The sequence below is a fragment of the Umezawaea sp. NPDC059074 genome (genome assembly GCF_042738955.1).
Classification (GTDB): domain Bacteria; phylum Actinomycetota; class Actinomycetes; order Mycobacteriales; family Pseudonocardiaceae; genus Umezawaea.
In genome coordinates this window covers 1-17554 of sequence record NZ_JBHYHC010000118.1, presented here as the reverse complement: position 1 = coordinate 17554, position 17554 = coordinate 1, and the positions used below count along the sequence as shown (strand labels likewise).

Below are 17554 nucleotides of genomic sequence, written 5' to 3'. Positions count from 1 at the left end.
AATCGACGGCAGCGGGAGTGGAGCGCTCATCGTGGGAGCGCGGCTCCCTGGCTGGGACCTCCGGCGCGGGGGACGATGGGGTGATGCAGCGCGACCAGCTCGCCGACTTCCTGCGTCGGCGCCGGGAGACGATCCGGCCCGCCGAGGTGGGCATCGCCGAAGGGCCCCGCCGTCGGACCGCCGGGTTGCGGCGGGAGGAGGTGGCGATGCTCGCGGGCATGTCGGTGGACTACGTCGTGCGGCTGGAGCAGGGGCGGAGCAGCCAGCCGTCGACGCAGCTGCTCGGGGCGCTGGCGCGGGCGTTGCGGCTGTCCGACGACGAGCGCGCCCACCTGTTCCACCTCGCCGGGCACCGGCCGCCGCCCGCGGACGGGGTGGCCCGGCTGGCGCGTGCGGGGCTGGTGCGGATGCTCGACCTGCTCGGCGACACGCCCGCGCTGGTGATGTCCGACCTGGGCCAGGTGCTCGCGCAGAACCGGATGTCCGTCCTGCTCACCGGGGACCTCACCGCGTTGGCCGGTGACCGGCGGTTCGTCGTCTACCGGTGGTTCACCGAGCCCGCCGCGCGGGCCGTCACACCAATCGAGGAGCGCGAGCGCCACGGCCGCCAGTTCGTGGCGGACCTGCGTGCCGCCGTCGGTCGACGGGACAGCGAGCCGGGGTTCATCGCCCGGCTGGAGGCCGCCAGCGCCGACTTCCGGCGGCTCTGGGCCGAGCACGAGGTGGCGGTGCGGCGCAGCGACCGCAAGTCCTTCGACCACCCGCGGGTCGGCCGGGTGGTGGTGGACTGCGAAACCCTGGTCACGCCCGACCAGGGGCAGCAGCTGCTGGTGCTCACCCCGGCCGACGCCGAGTCCCGCGAGCGGCTGGAGCTGCTGCGGGTGCTCGGCGTCGAGGAGTTCTCGACGACTACCAGCGGCCCCGGTGCACCACGTCGTCCAGGGACCGCCGCCTCCGGCTGATCGCGGACGTGTTCGTGGGCTCGGGCTCGTCGGAGAAGCCGATGGCGACCGCGCCGAGCGGCTCGTGGTCGTCCGGGATGCCGTACCGCTCGCGGACCAGCGGCACGCTTTCGCCGAAGAAGCCGAAGTAGACCGCGCCGAGCCCCTCGTCGACGGCCGTCTGGAGGATGAGCAGCGTCGCCATCCCGGTGTCGATGTGCCAGAACGGCAGCGGCCAGTGCCCCTCGTCGCGGTCGAACCAGCCCTTGTCGGGCTCGGCGTACCGGTCGAGGTAGGCCGCCTTCGACGACAGCGGCACGATCACCAGCGGCGCGGTCTTCACCGAGTCGAGCGTGGCGTCCGAGCCGATCGGCCAGAAGTCGGCCAGCTCGGGCCCCTCCAGCACCAGGAACGCCTGCCCCTGGGAGAACCCGGCGGACGGGCCGCGGGTGGCGTTGTGCAGGATCCGGTCGAGGCTCTCCGCCGGCACCGGATCGGGACGGAACTTGCGGACCATTCGCCTGCGGCGCACCACGTCCTGGAATTCCATGCACCCGACGCTACCGCTGCACCGGCCGCGACGGTGGGGCCGATCAGCGGGACGGGAACCCCCGAGGAACCCGTCCTGGACGTCCTACTGGCCGGGTGCCTGGAACATCACGGCCGGGGCCGAGCTGGTCGGGCGCGGCTGCTTCGTCGGCGCGTCCGGCAGGCTGAACTGAAGGGTGCTCTCCATCGCCGACGGCGGCTCCACCTCGGGCTTGGCCGGGGCGGGCTCGGCGGCGACCGGTTCGGCGGCAGCGACGGGCGCGGGGGTCGGGGCCGGGGCGACGACGGGGGCCGGGGGAGGCGTCGACAGCTCCTGCTGCGCTTTGCTGATCCACGCGGTCCACATGGCGGCGTCACGGCTGTCCCTGGTCTGCGCGCGCAGGATGGACAGCGTGCCGCGGACCCGACCGGCCAGCACCGCGTTGGTGCGGACCTGCGCCCAGACCTGGGTGGTCTGCGGGCCCTGGTTGCGGACGAGGTGTCGGACGTGGTCGGTCAGTTCGCCGTCCGTGAAGGACATCCACTGGTTGACCACTTGGCGCGGGTTGGACAACAGATCCCCGTTTCGTCGTGCTTGACCTGCAACGATCGTCGCACACCCGTTCGAGCCGCCAGCGCTTCCCACCCGAATGGGTGTTGACGCGGCCTTGCCCCCGTGTGTGGCTCCTTGTACGTGACTCACAGTATCCACTACCGGGTGTCGCTCCGGTGTGGGACGCGCGCGGGAGAAATTTTCCCGCCCGTCCCCGCCCCTACGCTCGTCGACGTGCTCGGCGACTACCGCGTGGTGAACTTGGCCCACATCAACGATCCTGCCCGCACCTCCCTCTACCCCGGCGACCCCGAGTTCACCGTGACGACAGTGGCGACCGTCACGGAGGACGGCTACCACCTCCGGTTGCTCCACCAGGGTGAACACACCGGCACCCACTGGGGAGCGCCGTCGCACTTCAACGCCGACCAGCCCGGCGCGGACGAGCTGGACACCGCCGACCTGTTCCTCCCGGCCGTGAAGGTCGACGTCCGCGACCGGGCCGTCGACCCCGACTACGCCGTCACGGTCGACGACCTGCGGGCCTGGGAGGCCGTCCACGGCGAGATCCCGCCGGAGTCGGCCGTGGTCCTGCACACGGGCTGGGAGGACCGCTGGGGCACGCCCGCGTTCGCGAACCTCGACGCCGACGGCCGCCTCCACCAGCCCGGTTTCGGCCTCGCCGCGGTCGAGTGGCTGGTGGCGACCGGCAGGCTCGGCAGGCGCGGCGCGCTGGGCACCGACACGTTCGGGCCGGACGTCGGCGTGGACGGCTCGTTCGCCGTGTCGAAGCTCCTCTACCGGGAACACCGGATCAGCCTGGAGGTGCTCGCCAACCTCGCCGAACTGCCCCCGACCGGCGCATGGGTGCTGGTGGGGGGCACGGTGAACCGCGGCGGCTCGGGGTCGCCCGCGAGCGTCTACGCGCTCATGCCGAAGGACGGGTGACGCGAATACGCCATCCGGTGTAACGCCCGAACGGCCGTCCGCGACAATGGGGACAGGTGCTTCGCGCACCATCGGGCTTCCCGTCCTCAGCACCCCCCGACTGTGGACGGGAAGCCCGGTCACTCCACCGGGGCCGGATATCTTCACCGCTTTTGTCGGTGCCGTGTGACAGCCTTGACGAGTGGCTCCTCGCTCGAACGCTCCCTCTCCCCGGTCCCCGGCGTCCGCGTACGCCGATTCCCGCCGCCGGGCCTCCCACCCGCGGCTGACGGACTTCCTCTCCGTGCTCTCGTTCGACCTCGACCCGTTCCAGCGCACCGCGTGCGAGGCGCTGGAAGAGGGCCACGGGGCGCTGGTGTGCGCGCCGACCGGCGCGGGCAAGACCGTGGTCGGCGAGTTCGCCGTCCACCTCGCGCTGGCACAGGGCCTGAAGTGCTTCTACACGACGCCCATCAAGGCGCTGTCGAACCAGAAGTACGCGGACCTGGTCGCCCGGTACGGCCCGAAGGCCGTCGGCCTGCTGACCGGCGACACGTCGGTCAACGGCAGCGCGCCCATCGTGGTCATGACCACCGAGGTGCTGCGGAACATGCTCTACGCGAGCTCGCACACCCTCGAGGGCCTCGCGTACGTCGTGATGGACGAGATCCACTACCTCGCGGACCGCTTCCGCGGCGCCGTCTGGGAGGAGGTGATCCTGCACCTGCCGGACGAGGTGCAGCTCATCGGCCTGTCGGCGACGGTCAGCAACGCCGAGGAGTTCGGTGAGTGGCTGGTCGAGGTGCGCGGCGACACGAAGGTCGTCGTGGACGAGCACCGGCCCGTGCCGCTGTGGCAGCACATGATGGCGGGCGGGCGGATGCTCGACCTGTTCATCGGCGAGTCGCCGGACGGCGAGGCGCGGATCAACCCGCAGCTGCTGCGGCACACCGAGGACCTCGCGCGCTTCCACGTGCCGTGGAGCCGGTCGCGCAGCAACAAGGACCGGGGCGGCCGGGCCGCGCCGCGCAACTCCGGGTTCAAGCCGCCGTCCCGGCTGGAGATCATCGAACGCCTCCAGCAGGCCAACCTGCTGCCCGCGATCGACTTCGTGTTCAGCCGCGCGGGCTGCGACGCGGCGGTCGCCCAGTGCGTCCGCTCCGGGCTGCGGCTCAACACGATGGAGGAGACCGAGGTCGTCCGCGGCATCGTGGACGAGAAGACCAAGGACCTGCCGGAACCCGACCTGCGGGTGCTGGGGTACTGGGAGTGGCGGGACGCGCTGGAGCGCGGCATCGCCAGCCACCACGCCGGCCTGCTGCCCGCGTTCAAGGAGACCGTGGAGGAGCTGTTCGTCCGCGGCCTGATCAAGGTGGTGTTCGCGACCGAGACGCTCGCGCTGGGCATCAACATGCCCGCGCGGACCGTCGTGCTGGAGAAGCTGGTCAAGTACAACGGCGAGGCGCACGTCGACCTCAACCCCGGCGAGTACACGCAGCTCACCGGGCGTGCGGGCCGTCGGGGGATCGACGTCGAGGGCCACGCGGTCGTCGTGTGGCAGCCCGGTGTCGACCCGAAGCAGGTCGCCGGACTGGCGTCCACCAGGACGTTCCCGCTGAAGTCGTCGTTCCGGCCCGGCTACAACATGGCCGTCAACCTGGTCCACGCCCTCGGCGCGGCCAAGGCCCGCGACCTGCTGGAGCAGTCGTTCGCGCAGTTCCAGGCGGACCGGTCCGTCGTGGGGCTGGCTCGGCGGATCGAGCGCAACCGCGAGGCGCTGGAGGGGTACGCCGAGGCGATGACGTGCCACCTCGGCGACTTCACCGAGTACGCGGCGCTGCGCAGGCGCGTGACGGACCGCGAGAAGGCGCTGGCGAAGCAGAACAGCTCGTCCAAGCGCGCCGAGGCCGCCGCGTCCCTGGAGCGGCTGCGCAAGGGCGACGTGATCGCCGTGCCGTCCGGTCGTCGCTCCGGCCTGGCCGTGGTCATCGACCCCGGCCACGAGCCGATGGGCGAGGCCCGGCCGCTGGTCGTCACCGAGGACCGGTGGGCGGGCAGGCTGTCGTCCGCGGACTTCCCGGTCGCCGTCGAGGTGCTCGGGCACATCAAGCTGCCCAAGCAGGTCGACGTCCGCTCGCCGAAGTCCCGCCGCGACCTGGCCGCGACCGTGCGCAACACCGGGATCCAGGTCCCGACCGCGCGCAGGCGCAAGACCACGGCGGACGACGACGCCGAGCTGGCGACGCTGCGCCGGGCGCTGCGCGCGCACCCGTGCAACGCCTGCGAGAAGCGCGAGGACCACTCGCGCTGGGGCGAGCGCTACCACCGGCTGCTGTCGGAGACCGAGCTTGTGGAGCGCAAGGTCGCCGCGACCACGCACTCGCTGGCCCGCGAGTTCGACCGCATCCGCGCGCTGCTGCGCGAACGCGGCTACCTCGAGTCCCACGAGAACGGCCCCGGCGAGGAGGTCACCGAGCACGGCAAGCGGATCACCCGCATCTACGGCGAGTCCGACCTGCTCGCGGCGGAATGCCTCCGCCACGGCGTCTGGAAGGGCCTGGAGCCAGCGGAACTGGCGGCCGTGGTCTCGTCGCTGGTCTACGAGGCCCGCCGCGACGGCCCCGTGGAGACCCGCCTGCCCGGCGGCCCCATCTCGGACGCCATGCTGGCCACGGCCAGGCTGTGGGCCGAGATCGAGGACGACGAACGCCGCCACCGCCTCGACCGCACCCGCCAGCCCGACCCCGGCTTCGCCTGGCCGGTCTACCGCTGGGCCCGCGGCGAGTCGCTGGAGAAGGTCCTCGACTCGGGCGACACCGGCGGCACCGAACTGGGCGCGGGCGACTTCGTCCGCTGGTGCCGCCAGGTCGTCGACCTGCTCGACCAGATCCGCAACGTGATGGGCGGCGGCGACCCCGTGGGAGCAGCGGCGGGCAAGGCCGTGGCCGCCCTGCGCCGCGGCGTCGTGGCCATGGCGACCGTCTAGGCCTCCGGTTCGCGGGGCATCCTCGTGTGCCCCGCGAACCGGTCCCACACCCTCTCGTCAGCCGGTCGGAGGCACCCTGACCACGGCGGACAGCTCCGCGGTGAGCACGTCGAACACCTCGGGCGTCTCCGCTGTCATCGGTGGGACGGCTCGGTGCCACTGGCCCGACCGCAGGACGTCGAGCAGCGATCCGCCGATCGGGTCGACCCGAGTATTGCGCCGCCTGGGTTGCTGAATCTCCACCGCGCGCCGCTGACCTGCACCGAGGCTCTTCCAGAGCTGTTCGGCCTCGGCGTTCAAGGCGGCCGCGCGGTCGAAGAGCCCGACCTTCTCCACCACCGGTGCCATCGCGCTCAACGCCACCATCCGTCCGACCGGATCGCCGGTCAAGGAAGGCAGGACGAACTCGCCGCGGCGCACGGCGTCCTTGGCTCCCGCGCGGTCGCCGATGTCGATCATCCCGTCCGCGACCTGCATGAGTGCGTGGATCTCGCGGTAGCCCCAGACACTTCTCGCGCGGTACATCGCGGTGGTGAGTGTCCGGTGCGCCAAGTCGTGGTCGCCGTTGCGGGCGATGACCCGCGCGACGTGGGAGAGCACGCGCGCCTCGTCGAACGGGGAGAGGTGCCATCCCTGCACTCTCCCCACCAGGTCGATGGTCCCGGCGGCGGCGAACAGCACGCCCGCTGTCCGCACCAGCCCATCACGGGTGGCGTTGCCCAGGTCGCGGCCGACCGAGCTGACGAGCGCGGTCGCACGGGGCAGGTCGAGCGCCCTGGCCAGTGCGGCCACCAACCGGTCCAGCGTCAACGCCAGCCAGGCTTGGCCGGTGTTGCCGCGCACCCGCGCTTCGGCGTCTTCCAGGATCAAGGTGGCACGGGCGGGATTACCCGCCCGGATGGCGGTCCGCGCGCCGATCACCAGCAGCCGTGCGACGTCGATGGGGTACCTCGTCGACTGCGCGATCCGCGCCGCGTTCCCGGTGTCGCCGGATTCGACCACCGCCCGAGCCACCTCTTCGAGCAGACCGTCGGCGGTGAAGGGGATGCCTGCGGCGGATGAGGCCGCGCGCTCCGCCTTGGTGAACAACTCTGCGGCACGGTCCGCATGGCCCGTCTCGGCCGCTCTGGTGGCGACCTCGATCAGGAGCCGTACCGCCGAGCCCGCGGGCCGGATGAGCCGGGTGAGTTCCGCGGCGCGGGTGAAGTCGCCCATCGCGGCGGCCGCTTGGATCGTGAGTCGGCACAGCCACTGGTCACCCAGGTCACGGGCGATCTCCGCGCCCGCGGCGAGAGCCTCGGAGGCCAGGCCTCCCACTCCACGGGTCGCGGCGGCTTCCGCTACCAGGAGCAGTGCTTTCGCTTGCCCGCCTTGGTTGTCGACGGTGGACGCGGCGGAACGGGCCTCGGCGATCCACCGCGCGGCTCGTGGACCACCCGTGGTCGCCATGCCCAGCAGCAGGTCCACGCGCTCGGCGGGATCGGTCACGCCGCGCACCAGTTCCTCGGCGTGCCCGGCGTCGCCGCGGCGGACGGCCGCGACGGTCAGGAACGGCAGGCCTTCCTCCCTCGGCAGGTCGTGTGCCAGGAGAGTCACCTGGTCCAGGTCTCCATGAGTCGCTGCGGTTGTGAGCAGTGATTTCAGCCGCCGGTGTCGCGTCTGGGAGTCGGGCATCAAGGGCAGGAGGGTCGCGGCCCAGGACAGCAGGCGTTGTCGACGTCCGTCGTGCGCGCACAGCGCCACGTGGGCCAGCGCGGAAACTTGGTCCTTCGGGTCCGAAGCGAGGCCGATCAGCGTCTCGGCCCGGTCCGGGTCGCCGTGGTCCGCGGCGGCTTCGGCGAGGGACGCGAGGAGCGCCGACCGCTCCCAGGTGTCAGGGATCGACGCGATCGCCTTCTGCGCCTCGGTGAGCAGATCGGTCAGGGAGTCGCTGCCCGAGGAGGCCTTCGCCATGGCGACGAAGGCCTCCGCTCGGCGGGCGGCGTCGACGATGGAGCGGGCCGTGGCCGTGGCCCGGTCGGGGCGGCCCGCCGCCATCCACGCAGCCGGGAGATCCGGTGGAATGGTGGCGTTGCGGTGGCCCAGGTAGTCGTGGTGCACGGCGAGCCGCAGCGACGCGACGACGTCCGTGGTGACCGCTTGGGCGGCCGCGATCTCGTCGAGCGAGGAGCCGTCGCCACCGGACTGGGCCAGGATGCGGTCCTGGCGGGCGATGTCGGTCGCGCACGAGACCATGCGCGCCACGTCGCCGGTCTCGGTCAGGACGGCGAAGTAGCCGCGCAGGAGGTAGTCCGGCGTGGTAACCGGCCAGCCCCGGTCGCGGTAGCCGTCGGCCCACGTGTGCAGGCGCTGCCGGTAGCGCTCCAGCCGTGTCGGGCCGAGGACGGTCACGGCGGTGGCCTGCAACTCCTCGTGGCCCAGCAGGTAGACGTCCGCGCCGCCGGACGACGTTCGGCGGCGGGTGAAGCTCCGGCCCGCCGCGGTGGTGAGGAGGTCCGCCACCTCCCACTCCGACAGGTCGGTGAGCGCGGCGAGGTCGGCGGGGGTCAGGCCGCCGACCGCGGCCGTCACCAGGCCGAGGACGTCCAGTCCCGCGGGGCCGCCGTGAAGCAGACCGCGCAGCTCCCGTTCCGCTTCCACCCGGATGACCTGGGCTTTCGGGGACGGGGCGAGGTGGCGGACGATGGCGGGGTTCCGCAGCGGGTGGTGTTCGGGGACGTCCGCCGGGAGCACCGGGTCGGGTCGGCCCGCGACGACGACGTGCAGGTCCGCGGGCAGGAGGGCGGCGATGCTGTGCGTGTCGACGCCCCGGTCCTCGTCCAGGCCGTCGACCAGCAGCACGAAGTGCTCCCCGCGTTTCGCGCACGCCGCCGCGGCGTCGTCCAGCAGGCCCAGCAGGTGCGTCTCGCGGTTCGTGTCGTCCAGGAACACGGGCGGCTGCTGGCCCGTCAGGTCGAGCAGCTGCTCCATGACGTTGCGGATGAACGCGTCCCGCGTGTTCTGCCCCGCGTACCGCGCCGTGATGAAGAACGACACCAGCCGCACGCCCTCCGGCGGGTGCAGGACGAACCACGACAGGAGCGCCGTCTTGCCCGACCACGCCGCGGCCCGCCACCACGCGTAGCCGCCCGCGGGGGAGGTGCAGAACGCGGCGAGTTCGGCCAGTTCCGCGTCCCTGCCCTCCAGGTCCGCGGGCGCGACGCGCTCCACCTGCTTGTGGTAGCGGGTCTGCACCGGGACGCCGGTGAACAGGTTCACGTCGCCGACGTGCACGCCGGTCTGCACCACCGGACCGGTGGCCCCGCCCGAGACGCGGTTGACCACGCCGGGTAAGTCGTCGTCCGTCGTCACCGGCCGATCTTTTCAGAGCCCTCCCGCTGGGTCGTCCCACCACGCCAGCAGGTCCTCGGCGATGTCGTGCGCCTGCTTCGCGCCCGCGGTGGCGGCGATGTCGACGTAGGCGAGGTCGAGGAGGTCCGTGGGCTGCCGGTAGAACGGGGCTGCGGTGATCACGCGGACGTGGTGGCCTCGTTCGGTGAGTGCGGCTTCCTCGCGGGCGAGTGCGGCGGACGGGATGGGGGCCACGACGAGCACGGGGCCCGGTGGGGTGGTGAGCAGGTCGGCGTTGGTGCCGGAGCGGACGCCGCCGTCGATCCAGAGCGAGTCGGCCACGGCGACCGGTGGTGCCGCGCCGGGGGCTGCGGTGGAGGACGCCACCGCGACCGCCAGTGGGAGGCCGTCGTCCGCTGTCCACACGCGGGCGAGGCCGGTGCCGACGTTGACCGACACCACGCCGAGCCCGGGCGACCACGGTTCCTCGGGCAGCGCCGCTCGCCACAGGTCCGACGCCGTGGCGGCCGAGATCGGGGGGATCGCGGAGAGCGCGGCCCGGCCGATGGCCATCGCCGCCTCGGGGTCCGGTGTGGAGGCTGACACCGCCCGCAGCAGGAGGCTCTTGTCGCCGTAGCCCGCCGCGGTGTTGGCGGCGTGCCAGGCGGCGCGGGCGCGCATCTTCTCGGGGAGGGCCGGGAGGTCGTCCGGGCTGGTCGTCAGCCACGCGCCGACGACCGCGCCCGCCGAGGTGCCCAGCACGACGTCCGCCGTGGGCAGCCCGGCGGACAGCAAGCCGTGCAACAGAGCTGATGTCCACGACGCGCCGACCGGGCCGCCACCGCCCAGGACGAGGGCCCTGGTCCACTGTGGAGTCACCAGTCGATCTCGGCCAGGCGGAACGGTTCGTCCTCCGGAGCCTCTTTCCGGGCGCGCAAGGCTTTCTCGGCCGGTGCGCCGACCGGGACGCGCAGCGGCGGGCGCGGGTGGTCGATCGTGTCGGCCACGGCCGCGGCGACCTCTTCCGGCGTGACGGTCTCGCCGCGCAGCAGGGGGAGGGCCGCGTAGAGCGGGGCGTACGGGTCTTCGTCCTTGAGGTACACCTTGGCCCCCGCGGCTCCGCCCGAGGACACCGCGCCGGGCTGCACGATGCTCACGTTCACGCCGAAGTGGCCCACCTCGATGGCGAGCGTCTCGGCGATGGCCTCCAACGCCCACTTGCTCGCCCCGTACCCGCCGATGATCGGCAGCACGAGCCGCCCCTGGATGCTGGACACGAAGACGAGGTGGCCCGACCCGCGTTCGCGCATCGCGGGCAGCACGCCCTGCGCCACCCGCAGCGCGCCCAGGGTGTTGAGCCGGAACAGCCGTTCGACCTCGCCGAGCGGGATGGCCTCCAGCGGCGCGCGCACGGTCTCGCCCGCGTTGCTGACGAGCACGTCGATCTCGCCCGCGGCGGCGAGGGCCCGGTCGACGCTGTCCTGGTCGGTGACGTCGAGGGACAGGCGCTGGTCGACGTCGAGGTCCGCCAGCGCCTCCGGGCGGCGGGCGGTGGCGACGACCCGGTGGCCGCGGGCGGCGAGTTCGACGGCGACGGCCCGGCCGATGCCCTTGGACGCGCCGGTGATGAGCACGGATGACATGGGGATCCCTCCTGGTGACGAGCGTCCACTCGAGACGCCGTGACCCGATCGTACGCCGGCTAGTTCGTTCATTGAACTGCCCCGTGCTATGTTCGGTTCAGTGACCGAACCAGCAGCGGGAGGCCTTGCCGTGTACCAGTTCGTCGTGTCCTTCACCGTCCAGCCCGACCACCGCGACGACTTCGTCCGCGCCGCCGCCAGGACCGCCCGCGACTCCCTGGCCAACGAACCCGGCTCCCACCGGTTCGAGGTCATCGCCGACGAGGAGGACCCGGACGTCTTCTACCTCAACGAGGTCTACGCCGACCTCGCCGCGTTCCAGGCCCACGCCACCGGCCCCTACTTCGGCGCGTTCTTCGCCGAGGCGGGCGCCTACGCCGAGGGCCCGACGTGGCTGATGAAGGGCACCGCCGTCCAGTGACGACGACCGGGTTGCTGCGCGAACTTCACCGGTCCACCGGGAACGCCACGAGCCGCGGCGGCCCGACCAGACCGAGGTGACGGTGCCGGGCGTCCACTTCGTGCCGGAGGACGGCCCGGACCTGATGGGAGTGGCCGTGGCGGACTTCGTCCGCGGCCTTGGACGAGGGGAGTGCTGATGTCCGACGACCGGCTGTTCCTGGTCACCGCCGCGGCGGGCAAGACCGGTGGCGCCACGATCGACCTGCTGCTGGAGCGCGGTCACCGCGTCCGCGCGATGGTGCGCCAGGAGGACGAGCGGTCACACGCGCTCGCCGCCGCCGGGGCGGAGGTCGTCGTGGCGGACTTCCTCGACCTCGACGGCGTGGCCGCCGCGCTGCGCGGGGTCGACGGCGCGTACCTCTGCTACCCGATCCGCGAGGGCCTGGTCGAGGCGACCGCGGTCTTCGCGCAGGCGGCGACGGAGGAGGGCGTCCGGTCCGTGGTGAACATGTCGCAGATATCGGCTCGCCGGGAGGCGCGCAGCCACGCGGCGCGGCAGCACTGGCTGAGCGAGCGGCTGCTGGACCGGACCGGCCTGCTCACCACGCACCTGCGTCCCACGTTCTTCGCCGAGTGGATCACGGCGTGGTGGGAGCTGCGCGACGGTGTCGGCCACCTGCGGCTGCCGTTCGGCAACGGGCGGCACGCGCCGATCGCCGCGGTCGACCAGGCCCACGTGATCGCCGCCGTGCTGGTCGACCCCGAGCCGCACGACCGCGCCGCCTACTCCCTGCACGGCCCGGTCGAACTGGACCACCACGAGATCGCCGCGCTCGTGTCCACCACGCTCGGCCTCCCGGTGCGCTACGAGCCGATCAGCGTCGAGGAGTTCGCCGACGCCATGACCGCGCGAGGACTGCCCGCCCACCTCGTCCAACACCTGTCCCACGTCGCCGTCGACTACCGCGACGGCGTGTTCGCGGGCACGAACGACGTGGTCGAACGGGTCGGCCACCACCACCCGCTGTCCGTCGAGCGCTACGTGCGGGAGAACAAGGCGGCCTTCGCCACCAGCGGCCCCCGGTTCGTCCCCGCCGGGCGGTGACCCTCCTGCTGGCGTCCGCCGCCCGTCGGTGGTCGAATGGGTCCGAGCACTCCCGTGCCGAACGGGGGCGCGGCACCGGTTCCGCCGAGCCGAGTGGACCAGTGGTCGGAGCGGTCTCCGCCGAGTGGTGGTGGCGATGGCCACGGTCTGGGCAAGCTTGGCGGGGCGGATGGGTCGAGGGGCTCATCCTGTGGTTTGATCGCGCCCGCAACCTGTAGCGCGTCACACGTGTGCGCGAAACCGATCTCCGGAGGCCGAGCATGACCAGTCCGTACGGACCGTCCGGAGGGAACGACCCGCAGCAGCCGCAGTGGGGCCAGCAGCCCCCGCAGCAGAACCCGGCGGGTGGTGGGTACTCCGGCACTCCGTCGGGCGGGTTCCCCGCTCAGAACCCCTACGGGCAGCCCGACCCGAACCAGCAGCAGCAGCCGCAGTGGGGGCAGCTGCCGCCGCACGAGCAGGCCACCCAGATGCACCCGCAGGGCAACTACGACCCCAACGCGCAGCAGCAGAACCCGTACGCGGCTCCGCAGCAGCAGGGCGGGTACGACCCGACCCAGCAGGTGCAGAACCCGTACGCCGCTCCGCAGCAGCCGCAGCAGGGCGGCTACGACCCCACGCAGGTGCAGAGCAACCCGTACGGGATGCCGCAGCAGGGTGGCCAGTACGGCCAGCCGCAGCAGCAGAACCCGTACGGCACGCCGCCGCAGGGCGGTCAGTTCGGCCAGCAGCAGAACCCCTACGGCCAGCCGAACCCGTACGGCCAGCCGCAGCAGCAGAACCCGTACGCCCAACCCGACCCGTACGGCCAGCCGCAGCAGCCCAAGAAGTCGGGCGCCGTGCTGTGGGTCGTCGTCGGCCTGGTCGTCCTGGTGGCGGCCGCGGTCGGCATCACCGGCTTCGTGGCGCCGGGCTTCTTCGTCACCAAGGTGTTCGACAACGCCGAGGTGCAGAAGGGCGTCGTCTCGATCCTCAAGGACGAGTACAAGATCCCGGACGTCGAGAGCGCCACCTGCTCCGGCGAGCACAAGGTCAAGGTGGGGGCCACCTTCGAGTGCACCGCGCAGGTCGGCGGGAACGAGAAGAAGGTCAAGATCACCGTCAAGACCGCGGACGGCGAGTACGAGGTCGGCCAGCCCACGGGCTGATCCCTCCCTCTCGGAAGGGCCGTCGGAGCGCTGCTCCGGCGGCCCTTCCCGCGTTCGGATAACGGGTCGCGTTCCACCGAACGGCCAGGCAGGATCGGGGACGTGACCGACCACGACATCCGCGTCCTCGACGAGTCGAACGTCCGCACCGCGCACACCCTGTTCCGCGGGGCGCTGCACTCCGGCCCCGCGCCGGACGACAAGTGGGAGCTGGTGAAGGACTCCTACGACCCCGGCCGGGCGTTCGGGGCCTTCCAGGGCGACGAGATGGTCGGCACCGCGCAGTCGTGGGCCATCCGGCTGGCCGTGCCCGGCGGTGCGGAGCTGGCCGGGGCGGCGGTCAGCCGGGTCGGCGTGCGGGCGGACTGGACGCGCCGCGGCGTGCTCAGCGCCCTGATGCGCAGGCAGTTCCAGGCCTACCGCGAGGCGGGCGAGGTCGTGTCGACGCTGCGCGCCTCCGAGGCGGTGATCTACGGCCGGTTCGGCTACGGCGTCGCGAGTCGCGGCCGACAGCTCAAGCTGGACCGGCGGCGCGTCTCCGTGTCGCCGTCGGCGGGCACCGGCGGGCGGATCCGCCTGGTGGACCAGGACACCGCGTTGACGCTGGCGCCCGAGCTGTACACCCGGATCGGCCTCACACGGCCGGGCATGACGACCCGCTGGCCGACGTGGTGGGAGATGAACCTGCGTCGCGAGATGCGCGACGAGAACGCCCAGACGGCCGTGCACCGCGGCGCGGACGGCGACGACGGGTACGCCGTGTACTCGGTCAAGAGCGGCATGTCCGAGCCGCACGGCACGTCCGTGCTCTCCGTGCTGGACGTCGTGGCGGGCAGCCCCGAGGTGTGGGCCGAGCTGTGGCGCTACCTCCTCCGGGTGGACTTGGTGGACCAGGTCGTGGCCGAGCTGCGCCCGCTCGACGAGCCGGTGGAGTGGCTGCTCGCGGACCGGCGCGTGCTGAAGGTGACCGACGTCGAGGACGAGACGTGGCTGCGGCTGGTCGACCTGCCCGCCGCGCTCGCGGGCCGGTCCTACCGCGAGGCCGAACCCGTGGTGCTGGAGGTCCGCGACCGGTACCTGCCGGACAACGAGGGCGCGTACCGGATCACCCCGGACGGGGCCGAGCGCACGTCCGCGCCCGCCGACCTGGGCCTGGACGTGGACCTGCTGGCCGCGACCTACCTGGGCGACGTGTCGTTCACCGAGTTGGCGCACGCGGGCCGGATCGACGTGCTGGACGGCGCCGCGCTGCCCCGCGCCGACGCGCTGTTCGGCACCGCCGTGAGGCCGTGGGCCGGGACGTACTTCTGAGCCGTCGTGCGGGCGGGGGAGGGGCCGGTTAGCGTCGGCCCATGGTGGACGTCGTGATCGTGGGGGCGGGGCTGGCCGGGCTCAGCGCCGCGGAGGTGCTGTCCCGCAACGGGGTGTCGGTGTCGGTGCTGGAAGCCGGTGACGACGTCGGTGGCCGGGTGCGCACGGACGTCGTGGACGGGATCCGGGTGGACCGCGGCTTCCAGATCCTGCTGCCCGCCTACCCGGAGGTCGTGCGCCGGTTCGACCTCGCCGCCCTCGACCTCCGGCCGCTGCGGTCCGGCGCGTTCGTGCACCAGGGCGGGCGGCACGACCTGCTCGCCGACCCGCGGACCGGCACGTCGGCGTGGCAGGGCGCGGTGGCGCAGAACGTGCTCGGAGCACGGGACCTGGTCGCGCTGGGGGCGGTGTCGGCGCGGGACCTGCTGGGGTCGGACCGGGCGATCATGGCGGCGGAGGACCGGACCACCGCGGCGGAACTGGCCCGCTGGCGACTGTCGGACCGCGCCGTCGACACCGTGCTGAGGCCGTTCCTCTCGGGCGTGTTCCTGGAATCGGAGCTGACCACGTCCTCGCGCTTCTTCCACCTGGTGTGGCGGAGCTTCGCCCGAGGCGGCGCGGCGCTGCCCGCCGAGGGGATGGCCGCGCTGCCGCGGCAACTCGCGTCCCGGTTGGCCGACGGCGTGGTGCGCTTGGAGACCCCGGTGGTGCGGGTCCTCGACGGAGGCGTCGAGTTGGACGGCGGAGAACGGGTGTCGGCCGACGCGGTCGTGGTCGCCACCGACGGCAGTGCCGCGGCCCGGTTGCTGCTGGGGCTGCGCGAACCGTCGTGGCACGGCGTGACGACGTGGTACTTCCGGCCGCCTTCGTCGCCGCTGCGGGATCCGACGCTCGTCGTGGACGGCGACGGCGGGCTCGTGGTGAACACCGCCGTGATCTCCGAGGTCGTGCCGTCCGGCGGCCCGCTCGTGCAGGCCTCGGTGCTGGACGCCACGGTCGCCGAGGCCGACGTGCGGGCCGAGGTCGGGAAGCTGTACGGAGTGGACGCCGGCGGGTGGGACCTGGTGGCGCGCTACGAGATCCCGCACGCCCTGCCCGCGATGCCCGCGCCCCACCGGTTCCGCTCGCCGGTCCGGGTGGGACACCGGCGGTACGTGTGCGGCGACCACCGGGACACGAGCTCGATCCAGGGCGCGCTGGTGTCCGGGCGGCGCGCGGCCGAGGCGGTGCTGGCCGACCTCGGCGTGGTGGGCAGAATGGTGGCGTGACCGAGGAAGCGGACCTGCGCGCCGCCGCCGAGACCGGCGACGTCAAGGCGATGGTCGAGTTGGCGGACCTGCTCGTCCCGCAGTACGAGGACGACCCGGAACGCCGCGAGGAGGCCGAGTCCTGGTTCAGGCGCGCGGCCGAGACCGGCGACGTCGAGGCCATGACGGCACTCGCCCTGTTCCTGTACCACGACGACGAGCACGACGAGGCCGCCGAGTGGTACCACCAGGCCGCCGACCTCGGCCACGCCGAGGCCATGGCGGGCCTCGGCGACTTCTACGACTTCATGGGCGACGAGGCCGAGTCCGAACGCTGGTACCGCCGCGCGGCCGACCTCGGCGACGAGAGCGCCAAGGCGAACCTCCGAGCGCTCCTGTCGACGCGGGACCGCTAGCGGCGTTCCAGCGCCGACACCAGCCGCGGCAGCGAGCTGCCCAGGCCCCAGCGCTTGCCCAGCTCCGCCACGCGGTCCGGGTCCACCGGGCCCGCGGGCACGGGGTCCGGGCGGTCCATCACGACCGGGGCGTCCACGGCGACGTTGACCACGGTCGGCGCGGCGGCCAGGTAGGACTCGGCGGCGATCAGGCTGTTGCGGGCGCGGGTGGTCAGCTTGCGGTCGCGGGGGTCGGTCACGGCGGCCAGCACCGCTTCCAGGGAGCCGAACTCGGTGATCAGCTTGGCGGCCGTCTTCTCACCGATGCCCGCCACGCCGGGCAGACCGTCGGACGGGTCGCCGCGCAGCACGGCCATGGCCGCGTAAGCCGCGCCCGCGTTCTCCACCGGGAGCGCGTACTTCGCCGCCAGCTCCTCCGGGCCGAGGAGTTCCGCCTTGGCCCAGCCGCGGCCGACGTAGAGGACGCGGACCTCGGTGGGGGAGTCGCGGACGACCTGGAACAGGTCGCGGTCGCCCGTCACGACCTCGACCGGGTCGGTCTTCTCGTGGTGGGCCAGCGCGCCGATCACGTCGTCGGCCTCGTAGCCCGCGGCCTCGGCGGTGCAGATGCCGACGGCCTCCAGGACGTCCATGATGATCGGGATCTGCGGGGTCAGCGTGTCCGGCACCTCCTCCGAGCCGTCGGTCGCCTCCGCGGCAACGCGGTGCGCCTTGTACGACGGCAGGGCGGTGGTGCGGAACTCCGGGCGCCAGTCGGCGTCCATGCACGCGACCAGCCTGCTCGCGTGGCGTTCGGTGATGACGCGCGCGATCGTGTCGACGAAGCCGCGGACCGCGTTGATCGGCGTGCCGTCCGGCGCCGTCATCGAGTCGGGCAGCGCGTAGAAGGCGCGGAAGTACAGGCTGGCGGAGTCGAGCAGCACGAGGGGTTGGGCCACGGCGGCAAGACTGCCAGACCCGCGCGCACTAGGCTCGTCGGCATGTCGACGAGCCTTGGTCCCATCGATGTTGACGCCC

15 protein-coding genes are annotated in these 17554 nt (G+C 72.8%); 9 read left to right on the top strand and 6 right to left on the bottom strand.

Annotated features, from left to right (window positions below; all coding sequences use genetic code 11):
* Nucleotides 1-83: 83 nt before the first annotated feature.
* Nucleotides 84-962, top strand: coding sequence for a helix-turn-helix transcriptional regulator (locus ACFWW9_RS35745; RefSeq protein WP_390386717.1), 879 nt, complete (start codon nucleotides 84-86; stop codon nucleotides 960-962).
* On the opposite strand, the gene ACFWW9_RS35740 is transcribed toward ACFWW9_RS35745, so the two are convergent.
* Together ACFWW9_RS35740 and ACFWW9_RS35735 are read right to left on the bottom strand one after the other, a co-directional pair.
* Nucleotides 910-1491: a nitroreductase family protein gene (locus ACFWW9_RS35740; protein WP_390386716.1), complete on the bottom strand. Its 582-nt coding sequence runs from the start codon at nucleotides 1489-1491 to the stop codon at nucleotides 910-912. The genes ACFWW9_RS35745 and ACFWW9_RS35740 overlap by 53 nt on opposite strands.
* A gap of 84 nt (nucleotides 1492-1575) precedes the next feature.
* Entirely contained in the window at nucleotides 1576-2010 is a 435-nt protein-coding gene (locus ACFWW9_RS35735) for a hypothetical protein (protein WP_390386715.1), read from the bottom strand.
* Between the two features lie 246 nt (nucleotides 2011-2256).
* Here ACFWW9_RS35735 and ACFWW9_RS35730 point away from each other — a divergent pair, with 246 nt between their 5' ends.
* Nucleotides 2257-2970, top strand: a complete 714-nt coding sequence (locus ACFWW9_RS35730) for a cyclase family protein (RefSeq protein WP_390386714.1) — start codon at nucleotides 2257-2259, stop codon at nucleotides 2968-2970.
* 181 nt (nucleotides 2971-3151) lie between these two features.
* Entirely contained in the window at nucleotides 3152-5935 is a 2784-nt protein-coding gene (locus ACFWW9_RS35725) for a DEAD/DEAH box helicase (RefSeq protein ID WP_390386713.1), read from the top strand.
* A 57-nt stretch (nucleotides 5936-5992) separates the two neighbouring features.
* Here the strand turns inward: ACFWW9_RS35725 and ACFWW9_RS35720 are convergent, their stop codons facing one another.
* From ACFWW9_RS35720 to ACFWW9_RS35710, 3 genes are read right to left on the bottom strand one after another with little or no spacing between them, the layout of a single operon-like run.
* The gene (locus ACFWW9_RS35720) at nucleotides 5993-9286 is read right to left on the bottom strand and encodes a hypothetical protein (RefSeq protein WP_390386711.1); all 3294 of its coding nucleotides are present in this window, start codon (nucleotides 9284-9286) and stop codon (nucleotides 5993-5995) included.
* 12 nt (nucleotides 9287-9298) lie between these two features.
* On the bottom strand, nucleotides 9299-10144 hold the full coding sequence (locus ACFWW9_RS35715; RefSeq protein WP_390386709.1) for a patatin-like phospholipase family protein: 846 nt from the start codon (nucleotides 10142-10144) through the stop codon (nucleotides 9299-9301).
* Nucleotides 10141-10908, bottom strand: coding sequence for an SDR family oxidoreductase (locus ACFWW9_RS35710; RefSeq protein WP_390386707.1), 768 nt, complete (start codon nucleotides 10906-10908; stop codon nucleotides 10141-10143). Before ACFWW9_RS35710 ends, ACFWW9_RS35715 begins: the two co-directional genes overlap by 4 nt.
* A gap of 100 nt (nucleotides 10909-11008) precedes the next feature.
* On the opposite strand from ACFWW9_RS35710, the gene ACFWW9_RS35705 reads away from it, so the two are divergent.
* From ACFWW9_RS35705 to ACFWW9_RS35680, 6 genes are all read left to right on the top strand, one after another.
* Complete coding sequence (locus ACFWW9_RS35705; RefSeq protein ID WP_390386706.1) at nucleotides 11009-11329, top strand: putative quinol monooxygenase; 321 nt, start codon at nucleotides 11009-11011, stop codon at nucleotides 11327-11329.
* Nucleotides 11330-11506: 177 nt separating this feature from the next.
* A complete protein-coding gene (locus ACFWW9_RS35700) occupies nucleotides 11507-12415 on the top strand; it encodes an NmrA family NAD(P)-binding protein (RefSeq protein ID WP_390386705.1) in 909 nt (302 codons plus the stop codon).
* A 260-nt stretch (nucleotides 12416-12675) separates the two neighbouring features.
* Nucleotides 12676-13563 (top strand): DUF4333 domain-containing protein, encoded by an 888-nt coding sequence (locus tag ACFWW9_RS35695; protein WP_390386704.1) that lies wholly within the window; start codon nucleotides 12676-12678, stop codon nucleotides 13561-13563.
* Between the two features lie 102 nt (nucleotides 13564-13665).
* The gene (locus ACFWW9_RS35690; RefSeq protein WP_390386703.1) at nucleotides 13666-14874 is read left to right on the top strand and encodes a GNAT family N-acetyltransferase; all 1209 of its coding nucleotides are present in this window, start codon (nucleotides 13666-13668) and stop codon (nucleotides 14872-14874) included.
* A gap of 41 nt (nucleotides 14875-14915) precedes the next feature.
* Complete coding sequence (locus tag ACFWW9_RS35685) at nucleotides 14916-16142, top strand: NAD(P)/FAD-dependent oxidoreductase (protein ID WP_390386702.1); 1227 nt, start codon at nucleotides 14916-14918, stop codon at nucleotides 16140-16142.
* Complete coding sequence (locus tag ACFWW9_RS35680) at nucleotides 16139-16537, top strand: tetratricopeptide repeat protein (protein WP_390386701.1); 399 nt, start codon at nucleotides 16139-16141, stop codon at nucleotides 16535-16537. Before ACFWW9_RS35685 ends, ACFWW9_RS35680 begins: the two co-directional genes overlap by 4 nt.
* Here ACFWW9_RS35680 and ACFWW9_RS35675 read toward each other — a convergent pair.
* The gene (locus tag ACFWW9_RS35675) at nucleotides 16534-17475 is read right to left on the bottom strand and encodes a 5'-3' exonuclease H3TH domain-containing protein (protein ID WP_390386699.1); all 942 of its coding nucleotides are present in this window, start codon (nucleotides 17473-17475) and stop codon (nucleotides 16534-16536) included. The genes ACFWW9_RS35680 and ACFWW9_RS35675 overlap by 4 nt on opposite strands.
* Nucleotides 17476-17554 lie beyond the last annotated feature (79 nt).

Excerpts from the sequence above, each read along its gene's own strand:
- ACFWW9_RS35745 (WP_390386717.1), top strand. The coding sequence starts at position 84 with ATGCAGCGCGACCAGCTCGCCGACTTCCTGCGTCGGCGCCGGGAGACG.
- ACFWW9_RS35740 (WP_390386716.1), bottom strand. The coding sequence starts at position 1,491 with ATGGAATTCCAGGACGTGGTGCGCCGCAGGCGAATGGTCCGCAAGTTC.
- ACFWW9_RS35735 (WP_390386715.1), bottom strand. The coding sequence starts at position 2,010 with ATGTCCTTCACGGACGGCGAACTGACCGACCACGTCCGACACCTCGTC.
- ACFWW9_RS35710 (WP_390386707.1), bottom strand. The coding sequence starts at position 10,908 with ATGTCATCCGTGCTCATCACCGGCGCGTCCAAGGGCATCGGCCGGGCC.
- ACFWW9_RS35700 (WP_390386705.1), top strand. The coding sequence starts at position 11,507 with ATGTCCGACGACCGGCTGTTCCTGGTCACCGCCGCGGCGGGCAAGACC.
- ACFWW9_RS35695 (WP_390386704.1), top strand. The coding sequence starts at position 12,676 with ATGACCAGTCCGTACGGACCGTCCGGAGGGAACGACCCGCAGCAGCCG.
- ACFWW9_RS35685 (WP_390386702.1), top strand. The coding sequence starts at position 14,916 with ATGGTGGACGTCGTGATCGTGGGGGCGGGGCTGGCCGGGCTCAGCGCC.